Consider the following 17,246-nt stretch of genomic DNA (forward strand, 5'->3'; position numbering starts at 1 on the left):
GGCGCACACGGTGCCATGCGCCCGGCGACCGGTCAGCCGAGGGTCACGCCGGTCCGGGTCCGGTCCAGCCAGGCGACGACCAGCGCGTGCGGCAGGGTGAGGGCGGCCAGCAGCGGCAGCGCGGTGGCGACCAGGCCGGTCCACCCGTCGCCGGCCGACCACAGCAGGGCGCCGACGGCGAGCACGGCGGCCGTCGGCAGGGCCGCGGCGACGGCGAACCGGCGCAGGGCGTCGGGGTCGTCGCCCGGGTCGTCGGCGACGGCCCGCGCCACGTGGCGGACGGAGTGCCAGCAACCGAACCAGACGCCGAAGGCGGCGAAGGGCGGGGCGAGCAGGACCAGCGCGAGGAGGACGGCGACCTCCGCGGCCTCCAGCCACCGGCCGGCGAGCAGCCGCTCGACCGCCAGCGCCGCTCCGGCCGGCGCGACGACGGCGAGCACGACGGTCACCACGGCCGCGGGAACGGTCCCGCCGCCACCCGGGACGACGGCGGCCAGCACCGGCGCTGCCTCGTGGGCGCCACGTGCCAGCGGGACCAGCAGGACCAGGCTCCCGAGCACGAGGGAGGCGGTCGCCTGCCGACGCACGGGACGGCCGGCGCGGAGGTCGGCGAACGCGGCCTCCCCGGTGCCGAAGTGCCGGACGGAGAGGGCGACGAAGACCAGCAGCGCGGGTACGGGGGCGGCCCGGAACGCCAGCCAGGCGAGCACCGCGACGACGGCGTAGCCGAGGGCGAACAGCGCCGTCCGCGGCAGCCGCCAGCCCAGCCGGTGCGCGGGGACCGGGTGGTCGACGGCGCCGTGCGGCAGGCCGAGCAGCAGGCCCGCGACCAGCGGCACCCAGGCGAGGTCGCCCCAGCCGACGGCGAGCTCGACGGCGACGACGGCGACGACGGCGCCCAGCGAGAACGCCGTCGCGACGCGGACCGGACCCGCCACGGGGCCGGCCGGCCGGTGCCGGGCGCCGGTCAGGACCACGTCAGCCCCGGTCGGACGCCGTCCGCGTCGCGCCGGACCGGTGCCCGTCCCCGTGGTCGTGGTCGTGCGCGTGGTCGTGCTCCGGGGCGTGCTCGCCGCGGATCGTGGCCGCCGCCGGGGTGGAGACGCGGGCGAGCTCGGGCAGCACGCCGTCGCTCTCGTGCACGTTGCTGATCCACACCGGCTCGGGATGGGTGTCCTCACCGGCCCGCACGTCCTCGGCGGTGCGCAGCAGGGCGACCTTGTGGATCAGCAGGCCGAAGCCCACCTTGGCGATGACGTCGGCGGCCGAGTAGGCGACCTGCATGGTGGCGAGCCAGGCGGGTGTGACGTCGGCGAAGACCGGGATCGCGTAGACGAGCGGGTACACGCCGAAGCTGGCCAGCAGCACGATCGTGGCGTTGCGGAGGCTGACGGCCGCCGCCCGGCCCATGTGCGGCAGCGAGGCCCGCACCGCCCCGATCAGGGCGACGTAGAGGTAGACGAAGAAGGCGGTGCTGATCAGCCCCCAGACGACGAGGGCGGTGCGGTCGCGCCCGTCGGCGACCAACTGCGAGCCGACGTAGCCGGTGAGGATCATGAGGAACGCCGCGGCCACCGTCGTCGCGCGCAGGTTGCGCGCCCGCCTCCCGGCCAGCGAGCACACGGCGAGCAGCTCGATCGTGAGCAACGGGACGGTGACCGCCCAGTCGGGATAGCGGGTGGAGCCGGTGAACCGGGCCTCGGCGTTGGGCTCGTACACGCCGTCGGTGAGCGTGAAGCCGCTGTCCCACTTGAGGAACAGCACGAGGTAGCTGACCGTCGCGATCGCGGCCAGGCACAGGCCGGCGTGGACGGCCGGCCGATAGCGGCGGCCGACCTCGCCCCTGCTGGCCCAGTTGTAGAGGAAGTAGGCGAACAGGGCGAAGCCCGCGGCCATCAGCGCGAAGTGCACCAGGTCGTAGAGGCCGAGCGACATGGTCTGCAGCTCGGGCGTTGGCGTGTCGACCACGTCCACGGGAGACTCCTGCGAGGCGACGGGGGTCCCGGCGCGGGGCCGGAGGGGCTCCTGCTCGACCCCGGGCGAGCGCTACCCGGTCGTGCCCCGTCGAACCCGGGGTCGCGCGGCTCCCGCGTCCCAGTGGCGGCGGGCGGCCCGCACGAGCACCCGGCCCTCGCCCCGGCAGCCGCGGGGGAGCGGGGGGAAGCGGTGCCCCGCGACGTCGGTGGACTCGTAGGCGTGGTCGTCGTCGTCCCCGTCGCACCGGTGGATGCCGCTGCGGGGGCCGATCCGGCCCGGGTGGAAGACCTGGGCGTCGTCGGTGGTCACGTCTGCTCCTCGGGGTCAGCCCGCCTGCGGCGGGGTGCCGGTGGCCGCCCGGACGTCCTGCCGGACGCTGGCGACCGTCCGCTCCGGCACCAGGGAGCCGGCCCGGCGCAGCTCCTGGCGGGCGGTGGACGCCAGCGCGGCGGCGCCCCCGCCGTAGAGCAGCGTCGCCAGGGCGGCGGCGGTGGGCGGGGAGAAGCGGCGTTCGAGCAGGCGGACCAGGGTGGCGCTCGACGTCCCCACGGCCAGGACGCCGAGGCCGGCTGCGCCGCCGAGCATCGCGGCCGCCCGCCCCGCGCGCCGCGCCTTCACGGCCAGCTCGGCGCGGGCCTGCGCGAGCTCGTCACGCACCAGCGTGGTCAGGTCGTCGGTCAGCGACTGAAGGAGGTCGGCGGTCGAGGCGCTCGCGGGCGGGGGGCTCTCGGTCATCGGTCCTCGCTGCGGCTCGGGTCGGCGGGACCGGGCGGTCCCGGAGCCCGCCTACCCGGCGGTCCCCGGGTCAACCGGGGGCGGGCACGCCGCCACGGCCCGGGCACCCGCCGGTCGTGACCGGAAGCCGGCGGCACGGGCCCGGTCAGGTCCCCGGGACGACGTCCAGCGGGCCGGGCGCGCCGGACTCGGCCAGCCAGCCGGGCACGCTGGCCTGCCACCCGGCGCGCTCCTCCGGGAGGACGCCGCGCAGGATGCGGTGCCAGGTCAGCGCCCGCTCCAGCGGGGCGATCCGCAGGGCGAGGCCGGTCAGCTCGTGGAGCGCGGGGGCCTCGGCGAACGCCCGCCACGGCCGCAGGTAGGCGTCGCGCAACCGCAGCAGGGCCGGGGAGCCGGGCGGCAGGCCGAGCGCGGCAGCGGCCACCCGCAGCGGCACGAGCAGGGCGAGGAACGGGTGCGACACCGAGGCGTCGCCCCAGTCGAAGAACCGGTGTCCGTCGCCGGCCACGAAGACGTTGCCGTCGTGCAGGTCGTCGTGCTGCAGCGACGCCGGCACCGGGCCGGCGGCGAGGGCCCGGCACAGCTCGGCGAGCTGGGCGAGCGACCCGCGCAGCCGCTCGCGCAGTGCGGGGTCGATGCCGTCGGGGGAGCCGGCGAGCAGCGCGTCGTCGTCGGCGAGGAGGCCGGCGACCAGCCCGGGCAGCCGCTCGGGGCGGGCGTCGGGCACCCCGAGGGCGACCATCTCCCCGGCGTGCTCCGCGACCTCGACCTGCAGGCGGGCGGAGTCGGCCAGCAGGGCCTCCCACGCCTCGACGGCGCCGCCGCGACCGCTCGCCCGCAGCGTCGTCCCGCCGTCGGGCAGGAGCAGCAGGCGACGGCCGGCGTCCGCACCCAGCGGCACCGGCACCCGCCCGGGCACCCAGCGGCCGAGGGCCACGGCCAGCGGCGGCTCCTGCGCCGAGCCGGCGCCCACGGACTCCAGCCACACCGCGCCGTCGTCGGTGGGGATGCGGATCGCCGTCGACCAGGCGCGCACGTGCACCTGCTCCGGCCGGCCGACGGGCGTCCGGCCGGAGGCGGCGAGCCGCTCGTGCGCCCACGCGACCGCGGGCTCCCGCCAGCCCGGGTCCCGCCAGGTGGCGGCCCCGGTGAGGTCCGGCGCGTCGGTGTCCACGCGGTCCGACGCCAGGGGACACGGGGCACTCCTGGCAGTCGGGGACACGACTCCGACCGGACTCCCCGGCCCCCCGGCTCCGCGGCGCAGCCCTCCGGCGTCCCCCGCGGGTGCCATCCGCCCGTCACGGGACCGTCATGCCCGACCGGGTGTCCGCGGCGCCCGTCGCCGGTATGGGAAGGGCATGTCCGGAGCGGAGGAGGCGCTCCCGGGCGGTCGCGGCCGCCAGAGCCGGCCGGGACGGCCACAGGGGGAGGACCCGTGGAGCTGACCACGACCGAGAGCGTCGTCGGAGCGCTGCTGCTGGCCGCCGTCCTGGCCGGACTCCACCTGGCGGCGCCGCACATCCGGCGGCTGCCGCTGGTGCCCGAGCGGGCGACGGCCTCCTTCGCCGGCGGGCTCGCGGTCGCCTACGTCTTCCTGCACCTCCTGCCCGAGATCGCCGAGGGCAACGAGGCGGTCGGGGAGGCGCTCGACGACGTCGTGGAGACCACCCCGCTGGTCGACCTCGGGATCTTCGTCGTGGCGCTCGCCGGCTTCGCGGCCTTCTACGGGCTGCAGCGGCTGGCCGACGAGCGTGCCCCCGCGGCGTCCCGCGTCCCGGACGGGCGGCCGGCCACGGTCGAGGAGCCGGCCGGGGTCTACTGGCTGCACCTCGGCTCGTTCATGGTCTACAACGCCCTGATCACCTACACGATGGCGCTGCGGCTGCGCACCGGCGTGGCCTTCGCCGTCCTGTTCACCGTCGCCATGGGACTGCACTTCGTGCTGACCGACCGGTCGCTCGAGGAGCACTACCCGCGGCGCTTCCCCGGCAGCGGCCGCCCCCTGCTCGCGGGCGCGCTGCTGGCCGGCTGGCTGCTCGATGCCGTCCTCGCACCGACGAGCACGCTGCTGGTCGCCCTGCTGACCGCGGGGCTCGGCGGGTCGATCCTGCTCAACGTCTTCAAGGAGGAGCTGCCGGCCACCCGGCGGTCCAGCTACCGCTGGTTCCTGACCGGGCTGGTCCTCTACGCCGGCCTGCTCGCCCTGGTCACCGCGTCCGGCGGGTGACGGCGTCCCCGGCACGCCCGGGTCCGGTCACCTCGTCAGGGCGGCCGTCCCCCTGCACTCAGTCCGGACTGACGGCCGGCCAGGACCCGGCCAGGGCCTGCTCCAGCCGCAGCGCCCAGGCCTGCCGTTCCTCGGCGGTCACCCGGGTGCTGTCCCCGGCCACGGCGGCCACGGCGGCGACGTGGCCGCGCAACCGGTCGTCGAGCAGGCCCCGGGGCGCGCGCCAGGCGACCTCTCGCAGAAGCGCGGCCATGCGCCGTAGGACCGCCGGCTGACCGGAGGCGTACTGCAGTGGCTCCTCGAGCGCCAGGTCGAGCAGCGCCGTCGCGGACCACTGCCGCACCACGGCCCGCAGCACGCCGTCGTCGCTCAGCCGGCGCGCCTCCAGCGGCCTCGTCACCAGGTCGCCGAGCAGCGCCGAGCGTGGGACAGGGCGTGCACCGCCGTCGTCGGGTCGTTGGTGCCGGGGGAGAGTGCGCGGACGGCGACGTCGACGACCTTGCGCAGTCCGTAGGAGAGGTCGCGGTCCGGCGAGCGCTCGAACCCCAGGTGCACCGCGCCCGCCACCGCCTTCCCGAGCGCGCCGGCGTCCACCGGGCCATCCGCCGGTCCCGGCCAGGCGTGCGCGAGCGGGGTGCCGGTGATCACCGAGTCGCCGATCCGGGCGGCCAGCAGCACGACGGCGCCGTGCCCTCGCGCGGCCTCCACCAGCGCCGCCTCGTCGACGGCGACGAGGAAGCCACTCGACGTCGCCGGGACCGGCGTGCCCGGTCCGCGGGGCAGCGCCGGGCCCGCGACCCCGGGTCCGGGTCCGGGTCGGGGTCCGGCCGGCAGCTCGCGGGCCAGCGTCGCGCTGCCCTCGTCATGGACGTCGCGCAGCATCGTCTCCACCCGCAGCATGCGCGCCAGGTGGCCGAGGAACAGGAGCAGGGCGACGACGGAGCCCAGCGTGAGGACGTAGCCCACGGTGATCGACAGGCGGGGGACGAACGCGCTCTCGTCCGTCGTCGCGTCCTCGGTGCGGACGGTGCGCAGCACCGTGAGCGCGTAGACGAATGTCGCCGTCAGGACGGCGAGGGTCAGCTGCACGCCCCGGTCGGTGACGAAGGTCTGCAGCAACCGGGGTGAGTACTGGCTGCTGCCCAGCTGCAGGGCCACGACCGTCAGCGAGAAGGTCAGACCGGTCACCGAGATCAGGGAGCCGGCGATCGCGGCGAGCAGGTCCCGCGCTGCAGCCGGGCCACCGCCGAAGACGAAGGCCAGCGGATGTCCCGACCCGCCGTCCCCGAGAAGGCCGTCGAGAGCGGGCAGGCCGACGCCGGCGCCGATGGCCAGGACCACCGCCACCGCGGGGATCGGCCACAGGGCGCTCTGCAGCCGCGCGCGCAGTCCCCGTCGGCGCCTCGGCCGGGCGGTCCTGCTGGTCCCGGGCACGGACCCAGCCTGGTCCACCCGTGCAGGCGGCGCCGGTCGACCGGCAGCCGGGCGGCCGTGCGGCGCCGGAGTCGTCGAGCGGGGCCTCAGGCGGGTGTGACCCCGGGCTCGTTGCGCAGCAGCAGGCGGGTGCCGCGTCCGGACAGCGTGTCGCGCAGTGTGTGCAGGGCGTCCAGGCCGGCGTCGTCGGCGGCTCGGACGCCGGCCAGGTCGACCACCACGACGGGGGATCCCGTGCGGCGCGCCGTCTCCACCGTGCCCCGCACCAGGTCGGCCCCCTGGCGGGTGAGGTGTCCGCTCACCCGGATCGGGCCGACCCGCGGGACGACGACCTCGGTGCGCGGCGCAGCATCGCGCGACGGGCTGCCGGCAGTGGTCATGCGGTCCTCCCGAGAGGGTCGGTGCGGCCGGGTGCGGGTCCACCCTGGCAGCCGGGGCCGTTCCCGCCGAGATCCCGGCGCAGGTCGTCACGAGGTCGTCACGTCCGCGGCGGGGAGTCGCGGTCCTCAGGTCGGGGGCGAGGTGAGGAAGACGGCGTAGTCGGCCTCGGTGAGCGGAGCCGAGGTCAGCTCGCCGGAGGGCAGCGGCGCCTCGACGGGGACGCCGTCGCGGGTGAGGAGCACCGCGTCCGCGCCGGGCAGGCTGGTCGCGGTCAGGACGACCTGGGCGACCGCCGACCGGCTCTCCCGGCCAGACGGCGCGTCGACGGGCCCGCCGAGGTCGACCGTCACGGTCCCGTCGTCGTCCCCGGTCACGCCCAGCTCCACCCCGGGCGGCAGGGCGGTGGACAGCCCCTCGGCGCGCTCGCCCTCGGTCGGGCCCGCGGCCAGCGCGGCCAGCAGCGCGTCGAGCCGGTCGGCCGGCGTGCCGGTGCCTGTGCCGCGGCCCCGCGGGACCAGCAGGTCGCCCGGCCCCACGAGGAACACCAGGGGCTCGTCGGCGCGGGGGACGGGGGAGGCCGTGGAGGGCGACGCCTCGGTCGGGGACGCCAGGCCGTAGGGCACGTCGCTCGGCGCGATCGTCGTGGGGGCGTCGCCGACCGGGACCCCGCACCCCGCGGCGGCGAGCGCGACGAGGAGCGCGGCGCCGGCCGGGGCGAGGCGGCGGGCGGTCACCGGGCCGACCTCGGGACGGAGAGGGTGAAGCGGGCGCCGCCGCAGGGGCCGTCGGTGACCCAGGCCGCCCCGCCCGCGCGGGCCGCGGTCTCGGCGACGATGGCCAGGCCCAGACCCGCTCCCGGCCGGGAGCCCCGGGTCGAGGCGCTGCCCCGCGCGAAGCGCTCGAAGACGCGTCCGCGGTCGCCGGCGGGCACCCCGGGGCCGGCGTCGTCGACGGACACCAGGACCACGTCGTCGCGGGGGACGACCTCCACCCCCCGGACGCCGCCGCCGTGCCGGTCGGCGTTGTCGAGCAGGTTGCGCAGCGCCCGCTCCAGCCGGCCCTTGTCGACCGGCACCCGCGTGTCGCCGTCCTCCGGGGTCAGCAGGTCGGGGTCCCGGTCTGTCCGGACCAGCACCTCGCGGGCGAGCTCGGCGAGGTCGACCGGGTCCGCGTGCGGGTCGGTGGCGTCGCTGTCGAGCCGGGCGAGCTCCAGCAGGTCGTCCAGCGTCCGCCGGAACCGAGCGAGCTCGGTCTCCACCAGCGCCAGGGCCTCCCGCGAGCGCGGCGGCAGCTCCCCGCGCCGGGCCCCCAGCACGGAGACGCTGGTCACCAGGGTGGTGAGGGGACTTCGCAGCTCGTGGCTGACGTCGCCCACGAAGCGGGCGTCCCGCTCGATGCGGGCGGCCAGCGCGTCGACCATGGCGTTGAAGCCGCCGACGATGGCCACCAGGTCCGGGTCCTGCGTGGCCGGCAGTCGGGTCGCGAGGTCACCGGCGGCGATCCGGGTCGCCGCGCCGGCGACCTGCTCCAGCGGCTGCACCACGCGGCGGCTGGCCCAGACGCCGAACGCCGCGCCGACGAGGGTGGCTGCCCCCGCGCCGGCCGTCAGGACCGCCGCCAGGGTGCGGAGCACCTCCTGCAGCTCGGTGAGCGGGGAGAGCTCGTAGAACTCGAGGTCCGCGCCCGGCACGGGGACGCCCACGACCAGGCGCGGCCCGTCGGCCGACCCGGTCCGCACGGTGGCCGCCGTGCCGTCGTCGACGAGGTCACGGAGGTCGGCCGGGACGTCCCGGGCCCCGACCTCCAGGCTCGAGGAGTACCAGGAGCCGCCGTGGTGGACGACGACGTCGGAGGAGCCGGACGGCTCCAGTTCCTCGAGAGCGGTGCCGATCTCGGCGCCGGCGGTCGACAGCCGGCTGCGCAGGACGTCGGCGTCGGCGAAGGCCTGCCGGGTGAGGGTCCGCTCGCGCTGGTCGAGCAGGTAGCCCCGGGCCAGGAGGAACGTCGTGGTCACGAGCACGGCCGACACCAGCAGGGTGGCCGCCGCGAACCCGAGCACGATGCGCGCCCGCAGGCCCCGGGGCCCCGGGGCGCGCCTCATCGCAGGTCCAGCCGGTACCCCAGGCCGCGGACGGTGACCACCACCCGCGGCGCGCCGGGGTCGCGCTCGACCTTCGTGCGCAGCCGGCGGATGTGCACGTCGACGAGCCGCTCGTCCCCGAAGAACCCGTGCTCCCACACGCGGGCCAGCAGGTCCTGCCGGCTCAGCACCCTTCCCGGCACGGCGGCGAGCTCGCACAGCAGCCGGAACTCGGTGAGGGTGAGCGCGAGCTGCTCCTCCCCGCGGTGCACGGTGCCGGCGTCGACGGTCAGCACCAGGGGCGCCTCCGGGTCCTGCTCCAGGACGACCGGCCGCGGCTCCGGGGCCGGCCCGGTCGACCCCACCCGGCGTCGCAGGGCCCGCAGCCGCGCGGTGATCTCCTTGACCTCGAAGGGCTTGGTCACGTAGTCGTCGGCTCCGGCCTCGAGGGCGGCCACGATGTCGTGGGTGTCGGCGCGGGCGCTGACCACGATGATCGGCAGGTCGTGGCGCCGCCGGACCTCGCGGACGACGGCGAACCCGTCCATCCGGCCGAGCATGAGGTCGACGACCATCAGGTCCGGCACGGCATCCCGCACCTGCCGGACGGCGTCCTCACCGCTCACCGCCTCCTCGACGGCGTACCCCTCGTCCTCCAGCGCCCAGCGCAGCGCGGTCCGGATCGCGTCGTCGTCCTCGACGACCAGGAGACGCGGCAGCACCCGGCCACTGTGCCACCGTGAGGTACGGCCCTCCCGGTTCCGCACGCGGACCGTCACCGGATCGCAAAGCGGCCGACCGGGTCCCCGCAACGGACGGCGAGCATGCTCGGGAGAGCCCACCAGCCGCCCGGGACCGGGAGGACACCCGTGACCCCACCTGCCGCGACCGGCGCCGCGAGCGCTCCGCCGCGCTCGGACGAGGTCGTCGTCGCCGTGACCCCGGCCCTGCTCGACGACGGGCTGGCCGACCTCCGGTGGCTGTTGCACGACGCGTTGACGGCCGGCGCCCGCACCGTCGTCGTCGACGTCGCCCGGCTCCCGCAGCTGACCAGCCCGCTCCTGGCCAGCCTGCTCGAGGCGCACCGGGTGTGCCGCGCCCGGGGCGGCGGCGTCGTCCTGCGCGGTGCGGGCCGCCGCACGCGCGACGTCCTCGTGCGGACCGGTCTGTGGCGGGTGCTGCAGGTGCAGCCCGCTCACCGCCGCCGGGCCGGGTAGAGCCGCGGGCATGTGGTTCGACGCGTGGTCCGACCTCGGCCGGGTGGCCGCCGTCGGGGCCAGCGCCTACCTGACCGTGGTCGTCGTGCTGCGGCTGTCGGGAAAGCGGACGCTGGCGAAGCTCAACGCCTTCGACCTGGTCGTCACCGTCGCTCTCGGGTCGACGCTGGCCACCATCCTGCTCAGCTCCGACGTGTCGTGGTCGGAGGGTGCGCTCGCCCTGGCCCTGCTGGCCCTGCTGCAGTTCGTGGTGGCGCAGATGACCTCGCGGCTCCCGTGGGCGCGTGCGGTCGTCACCGCCGAACCCACGCTCCTGTTGCGCGACGGCCGGCTGCTCCCCGACGCGCTCGCCCGGCAGCGGGTCGCGGTCGACGAGGTCCGGCAGGCCGTGCGGGCCACCGGGCAGGGCGACCTGTCCTCCGTCGCGGCGGTGGTGCTCGAGACCGACGGGTCGCTGAGCGTCGTCCCCGCCTCGCAGGCCGGTGACCGGTCGGCACTGGACGGGGTGCGCCGCGAGACCGCCTGACCGGCGTGCGCCGCCCGCGGGGGACGGCGCACGCCGGCCCGCTCCCGCCGACGTCCTCGTGGACCGCACGGGACCCCAGGCGGACCATGGCGGCATGCTGCTCGACCCTGCCCCGGCGGCCCACGAGCCGGCCCGCGACCCCGCGGCGGCCCGCGCGGCCTTCCGCGCCGGCCTCGCCGTCCCCTCGTCGGGCTGGGCCCCCGGGCACGCGCAGGCCAACCTCGTCGTCCTGCCGCGGGACTGGGCGATGGACATGCTGCTGTTCGCCCAGCGCAACCCCCGGCCGGTACCCCTGCTCGACGTCACCGACCCCGGGTCGTACCGCACCCCGCTGGCCCCTGACGCCGACCTGCGGACCGACCTGCCGCGCTACCGGGTCTGGCGCGACGGCGAGTGCGTGGACGAGCCGACCGACGTGACCGGCCTGTGGACCGGTGACCTGGTCGCGTTCCTCGTCGGCTGCAGCTTCAGCTTCGAGACGGCGCTGCTCGACGCCGGCGTCCCGGTGCGTAACATCGAGCAGGGCCGAAACGTGTCGATGTACCGCACCGATCGGCCGTGCCGTTCCGCCGGGCGGCTGTCCGGGCCGCTGGTGGTATCGATGCGGCCGGTCCCGGGCTCCCTGGTGCCCACCGCGGTCCAGGTCACCGCCCGCATGCCCGAGGTGCACGGGGCGCCGGTGCACGTCGGCGCACCCGGGGCCCTCGGCATCGCCGACCTCGACCGCCCTGACTACGGCGACCCGGTCGTCGCCGAGGACGGCGACGTGCCGGTGTTCTGGGCCTGCGGGGTCACCCCTCAGGCGGCGCTGCTGGGCTCCCGACCGCCGTTCGCGATCACCCACGCCCCGGGGCACATGTTCGTCACCGACGTCACGGACGCCGCCCTCCGCCTGCCCTGACGGGAGCCCGCCCGGGGTTTCCGCCCCGGGCGCGACGGGGCAGGACGCGCCGGTGAGCACCCGCATCGGGCTGGTCGGAGCCGGGTTCATCGCCGGCCGGCACGTCGAGTCCTTGACCGCACTGGACGGCGTCACCGTCGCCGGGGTCGCCGACCCGCAGGCCGACCGCGCGCAGCGGCTGGCCGAGCGCGCCGGTGCACGGGCCTACGCGACGTGGGAGGACCTGCTCGGCGGCGAGACGCTCGACGCCCTCTACGTCTGCGTCCCTCCGCACCAGCACGGCGCCGTCGAGGACGCCGCGGTCGACGCCGGCCTGCCGCTGTTCGTGGAGAAGCCGCTGGCCACCGACCTGCCCACCGCCGAGCGGCTGGCTACCCGGATCGAGGCGGCCGGGCTGCTCACCGCGGTCGGCTACCACTGGCGCTACCTCGACACCCTCGAGCAGGCCCGCGCCCTGCTGGCCGACGCGCCGCCGCGGCTGCTGCTGGGCGCGTGGCTGGACAAGGCGCCCAACGTGCCGTGGTGGGCGCGCCAGGACCAGTCCGGCGGGCAGACCGTCGAGCAGGCCACCCACCTGCTCGACGTCGGCCGCGTCCTGGCCGGGGAGGTGACCGGCGGGTTCGCCACCGGCGGGCGCTCCCCGGACGGGCCCGGCGACGTCCTCGACGTCTGCACCGCGTCGCTGCGCTTCGCGTCCGGCGCGGTCGGGACCTTCTCCAACAGCTGCGTGGCCCCGCGCGGCTACCGGATCGGCGTGCAGGTGGTCGCCCCCGGCCTCGGGCTGGACCTCACCGAGCACGACCTGCGGATCACCGACGCCGCGGGCGAGCGCACGGTGCCCCGGCAGCGGGACCCGATCGCCGCCGAGGACGCCGCCTTCGTCGCCGCCGTCCGCGGGGAGGGCGACGACGTCCGGGCGCCCTACGCCGAGGCGCTGCGCACCCACCGGCTCGCCGTCGCGGTGGCGCGGGCCGCGGCCGACGGCGGGACGGTGCAGCTGTGAGCGGGCGGGCCGTGCGCACGATCGGCGTCCTCACCCCCGGCCACCCGGCCGTCCTCGACGACACCGAGGCCGAGCCCGGTCCCGGGCAGGCGTGGGTGACCACCGAGTACAGCGGCGTCAGCGCCGGCACCGAGGTGGCCCTGGTGCGCGGCACCGATCCCCACCACCGGTTGCACTGGGACCCCGACGTGCGCTCCTTCTCCCGCGGCCCGGTGGCCGGCTACCCGGTGACCAACCTCGGCTACATGGAGGTCGGGCTGGTCACCGAGAGCCGCGCCGACGGCCTGGCCGAGGGCACGCGGGTGGCGATGGCCTACGGGCACCGCACCGGCCGGTGCGCCGACCCGGCGAGCATGCACGTCATCCCGGTGCCCGGCGACCTCGACCCGCTGCTCGGCGTCTACCTCGCCCAGATGGGCCCGATCTGCGTCAACGGCCTGCTCCACGCGACGGCGCAGTTCGCCGGCCCCGGCGGCGGGGTGGGCGACGGCGTCCGCGACCGGCACGTGCTGGTCACCGGCGCCGGGGTGATCGGGCTGCTGTCGGCGGTGCTCGCCGTCCGGCACGGCGCCGCCGACGTCGTCGTCGAGGACCCCTCGCCGCAGCGGCGGGCGGTGGCCGAGACGCTCGGGCTGGCCACCGTCGACGCCGACGGCGCCTGGGAGGCGGTCAAGCAGCGGTGGCGGCACGGGCCCGGCGACGCCGGTGCGGACCTGGTGCTGCAGTGTCGCGGCCACGACTCGGCACTGGCCACCGGCCTCAAGGCGCTGCGGCCGCAGGGCGTCGTGGTCGACCTGGGCTTCTACCAGGGCGGCGCGGAGGCCGTCCGGCTCGGTGAGGAGTTCCACCACAACGGCCTGTCGGTGGTGTGCGCCCAGATCAGCCGGGTGCCGCGCGGGATGGCCGCGGACTGGTCACGGCCGGCGCTGGCCGCCGTCACCCTCGACCTGCTCCGCGAGCGGGGCGACGACGTCCGCCGGCACGTGGTCACCGACGTCGTCCCCTTCGACGACGGCCCGGCGCTGCTGGCCGACCTCGCCGGGCGCCGCCTCCCGTCCCCGCCGCTGCAGGCCGTCCTGCGGTTCTGAGCCGACTCCCCGAGGCGACCCGTCGCACCGGACGGGGATCATCCGGCATCTGCCTGATCCGCCCGTCGGGCCGTTCGACGGCGACCGCGTCGACGCCTCCGACGACGCCTACCGGCGGGCGCGAATCCGGACGGCTGGGCATGGTGCTGACCTGCGCCGTCACCGCCTGGCTCGCGGGGGCGGGCGGTCAGGACCGGGCGCGGCACCGGCCGGTGCTGCCCCTGCTGATGACGGCCGGGGTGGTCGCCGACGTCACGCCACCGGCGCGTCGCCCGGTGCGCCGCGCCGACCACTTGTCCTGGCCCGTCGACGGCGGGATCCTCCGGTCATCGCCGCGGACGCCGGGCCGCCGGGCTGTGCGGCGTGGTCCAGGGGAGGACCACCATGCTGTGGGCAGCCGTCAGCGTCCTCGGCTTCGTCGTCCTGACCGCGCTCGTGGTGGTGATGGCCCGCGGCAACACCGCCCGGTGGGAACGCGACCACCGCGCACCGCAGGCCGCGGCCCGGGCGCACGGGGCGGCCGTGCGCAGCGGGTGGAAGCGGACGCTGTCGCGGTGGCAGCAGGCGGAGGAGTCGCAGGACCGGCCGGCCCGCGTTCCCGCCCTCCACCTGCCCGCCGGGCTGGCGGCGCGGCTGCCGCACCCGCACCTGCCGCACCCCCACCTGCCCCTGCACCTGCCGCGTGTGCACCTGCCGCGGCGGGCGCGGTCGGTCCCGCAGGACGACGCGGGGGAGGACCCGCGCCCCTAGCCGGCGGCCGGGAACGGCAGGGTGCCGGTGCGGACGTCCCACGGGACGGCGCCGGCCCGCTGCGACCACCGCCCCGCCTGCCGGGCCACCCGGCGCGCGGCGTCCTGCCGGGCGGCGGCCCGCCGCTGGTGCGCCGCCCGTGCCTCCGCCAGCCCGGGCGCGGTGATGCCGTCGGCGGTGAGCCGGCAGGCCGCGAGGCGCACCCACCGGACCCCGCCGCCGGCGTCGCGGACCCCGACGAGCAATCCGCGGTCGTGACGGCGCAGCGACAGCGCCGCACCGCGCACGCTCGCCTCGGTGGCCGCGACGCCGTCGGCCTCGGGGCCGTGCAGCCAGGTGACCGACCGCGCCGTGCGGCGGACCCGGTCGTCGCGCGCCCGCCAGGCGGTGTCGGTGAGGGGTGCGAGCTGGACCTCGACCGCGGCGCCGAGCGCGTCGACGACGACGTGCAGCCCGGTGTGCCCGTCCGGCCCGGTCACCGTCGCCACGCGCGAGGAGAGCCCCTGGGCGGTGAGCCAGCCGGTCAGCGCCGACCGGTAGCGCAGGTGGTCGTAGGCGTGCCCCGCCGCCGCCCCCCGGCGGAGGAACCGGCACGGCGCGTCGACGGTGTGCCGGAACGCCGGACGGGCGCCGTCGAGGACGACCCGCAGCGCTCCGCCGCAGCCGCCTGCCCGGCGCGCGCACCAGAAGCCGCCGGCCTGCCCGTCGAGCCGGCGCGCCGAGGCGGCGTCGTCGGGCAGCTCGACCGCCGCCGTGCCGTCGGGTCCGTCCGTCACCGCCCACGTCAGCTCGTCCACGCGCCCGACGGTAGGGACGGGCTACGACAGTCCGGGACGCCCGCACGTCCTGCGGACCACGGAGGCCGCGCCGACCGCCGGTGCCCGTGCACCGGTGAGCGGATCGCTGTCCTCGGGGCACGCTCACACCCACACGACGCGTGCGCCTGCGAGAGGAGCCGACGGCAACCGCCACAGCGGCGACCACCCGGGGTGCGACGGGACCCAGGCAGGCGGCGTCGCGACCTGGGTGGTCGCGGTGGGCGTCTGCGTCCGTGTCCGGTGACGTGGCGGTGACGCCGGCAGGGCCAGGCTCACGTATCGACGGTGTGGTCCGCGGCTCGGTGCGCTCGTCGTCCCCGTCCGTACGTGGGCCCGGTGGGCGACCGCGTCCCATTCGACGAGTCCGTCGTGGTCAGTTCCCGCATGCAGCCGGTCCGGGTCGTCCAGAGGAGCCGTCAGTGGTGCTGAGTCCAGTCACACCGGTGCAGGACGTGCGGATGTTCCTGGATCCGCCATTCCGTGCGCCGACAGCCGTCGCCCCGAACGGCCAGGCGGCTCCGGATGACTTCAACAAGCTGTTCCCCCACCTCCCTCCGTTCGCCGCCTGCGAACCGACGGTCATCGCCCGGATCCGCGAACTGGGCAAGAGGACCGGGCTGATGGACGCCCTCGATCCGCGGGTCACGGTCACCAACCCGCTCGCCGCCAACGACACCGAGACCCCGCACCCGACCCATCCCAACCGCAACCCGGACAATCCGAACCCGGACATGACCGTCGGCTTCACCTTTCTCGGCCAGTTCATCGACCACGATCTGACCTTCGACCCCATGCCGATCAGGTGTGGTCGGACAGCGAGTCCGAACCTGCGCTCACGGTTCTTCGACCTGGACAGCGTCTACGGCCGCGGACCGGACCTCGATCGCCTCCTCTACGACCGAGCGTCCGAACTCGACCGACAGGCACCGGTCAAGTTCTTCGTCGACTTCGACGCCCCGCGGGACCTGCCGAGAACGAGCCAACTGCGCGCCGTCATCGCCGATCCGCGGAACGACGAGAACGTCATCACCTCGCAGCTCCATCTGGCGTTCCTCAGGTTCCACAACGAGGTCACCGATCACCTGGCCGCGCAGAGGGCAGGGGAGCTCGCCGCACTCGCTCCTGCGGAGCGGCCGCGACGACTCTTCGAACTGACCCGGGAATCCGTGCGACGTCACTACCAGTGGGTGGTCGTCGAGCAGTTCCTCGCCGCAACGCTCGACCCAGCAGTCCTCGCCACCGTCGCAGCTGCCGGTCCGACGGTCTACACGGGTGCCGGGACCCAGAAGATCCCCCGCGAGTTCCAGGTCGCCGCGTACCGGTTCGGGCACAGTCAGATCAGGCCCGGGTACAAGCTGAACGTCGGATTCGGAGCCCCCATCTTCGACGCCCGGGTCGATCCGCGCGAGGAGGACCCGAACGACCTGCGCGGTGGACGCCGGGCCCCACGCCGGTTCGTCGAGTGGGACACCTTCTTCGACTTCGGGACGAAGGAGGTCGACCCGGACACCGGGGCCGTCCGGGCCAAGGTCAAGCGGAACAAGCGGATCGACCCCTACATCTCCTCGCCGATGTTCGACCTGCCGGTGGGGCCAGGTCTGGTCGAGCCGGACGATGCGCTCAAGTCCCTCGCCGGGCGCAACCTGGAACGGCACCTCCAGCACGGACTGGCCTCCGGGCAGGACATCGCCACGGCCCTCGGCTACACGCCGCTCGCGGCCGCCGACCTCAGCGAACTGCAGCCGCTGGGCTTCGAGAGCGCGACTCCGCTCTGGTACTACGTCTTGAAGGAGGCGCTGGTCCAGCAGCAGGGCACGCGGCTCGGTGAGGTCGGGAGCCGGATCATCGCCGAGGTCTTCTACGGACTCCTGCTCGCCGATTCCCGCTCCTACCTGAACTGCCCAGGCTGGACGCCCGACCTCCCGCGGCGTGACGGTTCCACCGGTGGGGGGTTCACGATGACCGACCTGCTGACCTTCGCCGGCGTCGCCTGAACGGCTGTGGGAACGGGCGGCCGCCCAGTGGTGCGTCACCGACGACGAGGGACGGGCGTAGCACCTCCGTACGGGCCACCGGAGCCGGTGACGAGCGATCGAACCTGGGATCCGG

20 protein-coding genes are annotated in these 17,246 nt (G+C 76.4%); 8 read left to right on the forward strand and 12 right to left on the reverse strand.

All coding sequences use genetic code 11. The features are described 5' to 3' along the window. Nucleotides 1–32 precede the first annotated feature (32 nt). The 5 genes from BM165_RS00595 to BM165_RS00615 form a co-directional block, all read right to left on the reverse strand. Nucleotides 33–977, reverse strand: a complete 945-nt coding sequence (locus tag BM165_RS00595; protein ID WP_075011592.1) for a beta-carotene 15,15'-dioxygenase, Brp/Blh family — start codon at nt 975–977, stop codon at nt 33–35. A 1-nt stretch (nt 978) separates the two neighbouring features. After that, entirely contained in the window at nt 979–1,974 is a 996-nt protein-coding gene (locus BM165_RS00600; protein WP_244273942.1) for a bacteriorhodopsin, read from the reverse strand. 72 nt (nt 1,975–2,046) lie between these two features. Next, nucleotides 2,047–2,286 carry a hypothetical protein gene (locus BM165_RS00605; RefSeq protein WP_075011593.1) on the reverse strand — a complete coding sequence of 80 codons (240 nt, stop codon included), beginning with the start codon at nt 2,284–2,286 and terminating at the stop codon, nt 2,047–2,049. A 15-nt stretch (nt 2,287–2,301) separates the two neighbouring features. Beyond that, nucleotides 2,302–2,712, reverse strand: coding sequence for a phage holin family protein (locus tag BM165_RS00610; protein ID WP_075011594.1), 411 nt, complete (start codon nt 2,710–2,712; stop codon nt 2,302–2,304). Between the two features lie 145 nt (nt 2,713–2,857). Then, nucleotides 2,858–3,886 (reverse strand): phosphotransferase, encoded by a 1,029-nt coding sequence (locus tag BM165_RS00615; RefSeq protein ID WP_075011595.1) that lies wholly within the window; start codon nt 3,884–3,886, stop codon nt 2,858–2,860. Nucleotides 3,887–4,147: 261 nt separating this feature from the next. Between BM165_RS00615 and BM165_RS00620 the strand changes: the two genes are divergently transcribed. Next, nucleotides 4,148–4,939 carry a hypothetical protein gene (locus BM165_RS00620; RefSeq protein ID WP_083426914.1) on the forward strand — a complete coding sequence of 264 codons (792 nt, stop codon included), beginning with the start codon at nt 4,148–4,150 and terminating at the stop codon, nt 4,937–4,939. Between the two features lie 58 nt (nt 4,940–4,997). On the opposite strand, the gene BM165_RS00625 is transcribed toward BM165_RS00620, so the two are convergent. The 6 genes from BM165_RS00625 to BM165_RS00650 form a co-directional block, all read right to left on the reverse strand. Further along, nucleotides 4,998–5,339, reverse strand: a complete 342-nt coding sequence (locus BM165_RS00625) for a hypothetical protein (protein WP_075011596.1) — start codon at nt 5,337–5,339, stop codon at nt 4,998–5,000. Continuing rightward, on the reverse strand, nt 5,336–6,373 hold the full coding sequence (locus BM165_RS00630) for a DUF2254 domain-containing protein (RefSeq protein WP_075011597.1): 1,038 nt from the start codon (nt 6,371–6,373) through the stop codon (nt 5,336–5,338). The genes BM165_RS00625 and BM165_RS00630 overlap by 4 nt, the downstream gene beginning before the upstream one ends. An 86-nt stretch (nt 6,374–6,459) precedes the next feature. Next, nucleotides 6,460–6,753, reverse strand: a complete 294-nt coding sequence (locus BM165_RS00635) for an STAS domain-containing protein (RefSeq protein ID WP_075011598.1) — start codon at nt 6,751–6,753, stop codon at nt 6,460–6,462. A gap of 126 nt (nt 6,754–6,879) precedes the next feature. Next, nucleotides 6,880–7,488: a GerMN domain-containing protein gene (locus BM165_RS00640; protein ID WP_075011599.1), complete on the reverse strand. Its 609-nt coding sequence runs from the start codon at nt 7,486–7,488 to the stop codon at nt 6,880–6,882. Continuing rightward, nucleotides 7,485–8,855 carry a HAMP domain-containing sensor histidine kinase gene (locus BM165_RS00645; RefSeq protein ID WP_075011600.1) on the reverse strand — a complete coding sequence of 457 codons (1,371 nt, stop codon included), beginning with the start codon at nt 8,853–8,855 and terminating at the stop codon, nt 7,485–7,487. Before BM165_RS00645 ends, BM165_RS00640 begins: the two co-directional genes overlap by 4 nt. Continuing rightward, complete coding sequence (locus BM165_RS00650; protein WP_143107960.1) at nt 8,852–9,556, reverse strand: response regulator; 705 nt, start codon at nt 9,554–9,556, stop codon at nt 8,852–8,854. The genes BM165_RS00645 and BM165_RS00650 overlap by 4 nt, the downstream gene beginning before the upstream one ends. Nucleotides 9,557–9,703: 147 nt before the next feature. On the opposite strand from BM165_RS00650, the gene BM165_RS00655 reads away from it, so the two are divergent. The 6 genes from BM165_RS00655 to BM165_RS00680 all read left to right on the forward strand — a co-directional run bounded on the left by BM165_RS00655 (nt 9,704) and on the right by BM165_RS00680 (nt 14,319). Then, complete coding sequence (locus BM165_RS00655) at nt 9,704–10,051, forward strand: STAS domain-containing protein (protein WP_075011601.1); 348 nt, start codon at nt 9,704–9,706, stop codon at nt 10,049–10,051. 10 nt (nt 10,052–10,061) lie between these two features. Continuing rightward, nucleotides 10,062–10,577 (forward strand): DUF421 domain-containing protein, encoded by a 516-nt coding sequence (locus BM165_RS00660; RefSeq protein WP_075011602.1) that lies wholly within the window; start codon nt 10,062–10,064, stop codon nt 10,575–10,577. Between the two features lie 94 nt (nt 10,578–10,671). Then, entirely contained in the window at nt 10,672–11,478 is an 807-nt protein-coding gene (locus tag BM165_RS00665; RefSeq protein ID WP_075011603.1) for a putative hydro-lyase, read from the forward strand. A gap of 52 nt (nt 11,479–11,530) precedes the next feature. Beyond that, on the forward strand, nt 11,531–12,481 hold the full coding sequence (locus BM165_RS00670; protein WP_075011604.1) for a Gfo/Idh/MocA family protein: 951 nt from the start codon (nt 11,531–11,533) through the stop codon (nt 12,479–12,481). Further along, entirely contained in the window at nt 12,478–13,569 is a 1,092-nt protein-coding gene (locus BM165_RS00675; RefSeq protein ID WP_075011605.1) for a zinc-dependent alcohol dehydrogenase, read from the forward strand. The genes BM165_RS00670 and BM165_RS00675 overlap by 4 nt, the downstream gene beginning before the upstream one ends. A gap of 384 nt (nt 13,570–13,953) precedes the next feature. After that, nucleotides 13,954–14,319 (forward strand): hypothetical protein, encoded by a 366-nt coding sequence (locus BM165_RS00680; protein WP_075011606.1) that lies wholly within the window; start codon nt 13,954–13,956, stop codon nt 14,317–14,319. Here the strand turns inward: BM165_RS00680 and BM165_RS00685 are convergent. After that, nucleotides 14,316–15,116: a hypothetical protein gene (locus BM165_RS00685; RefSeq protein WP_075011607.1), complete on the reverse strand. Its 801-nt coding sequence runs from the start codon at nt 15,114–15,116 to the stop codon at nt 14,316–14,318. The genes BM165_RS00680 and BM165_RS00685 overlap by 4 nt on opposite strands. A 440-nt stretch (nt 15,117–15,556) precedes the next feature. Between BM165_RS00685 and BM165_RS00690 the strand changes: the two genes are divergently transcribed. After that, nucleotides 15,557–17,131, forward strand: coding sequence for a peroxidase family protein (locus BM165_RS00690; protein WP_143107961.1), 1,575 nt, complete (start codon nt 15,557–15,559; stop codon nt 17,129–17,131). The last annotated feature ends 115 nt before the right edge of the window (nt 17,132–17,246 follow it).

The organism is Geodermatophilus obscurus, assembly GCF_900115395.1.
Classification (GTDB): Bacteria; Actinomycetota; Actinomycetes; order Mycobacteriales; family Geodermatophilaceae; genus Geodermatophilus; species Geodermatophilus obscurus_B.

Bases quoted from the DNA above. Each gene is read 5' to 3' on its own strand.
- BM165_RS00610 (WP_075011594.1), bottom strand. From the start codon at position 2,712: ATGACCGAGAGCCCCCCGCCCGCGAGCGCCTCGACCGCCGACCTCCTT.
- BM165_RS00635 (WP_075011598.1), bottom strand. From the start codon at position 6,753: ATGACCACTGCCGGCAGCCCGTCGCGCGATGCTGCGCCGCGCACCGAG.
- BM165_RS00645 (WP_075011600.1), bottom strand. From the start codon at position 8,855: ATGAGGCGCGCCCCGGGGCCCCGGGGCCTGCGGGCGCGCATCGTGCTC.
- BM165_RS00660 (WP_075011602.1), top strand. From the start codon at position 10,062: ATGTGGTTCGACGCGTGGTCCGACCTCGGCCGGGTGGCCGCCGTCGGG.
- BM165_RS00665 (WP_075011603.1), top strand. From the start codon at position 10,672: ATGCTGCTCGACCCTGCCCCGGCGGCCCACGAGCCGGCCCGCGACCCC.
- BM165_RS00680 (WP_075011606.1), top strand. From the start codon at position 13,954: ATGCTGTGGGCAGCCGTCAGCGTCCTCGGCTTCGTCGTCCTGACCGCG.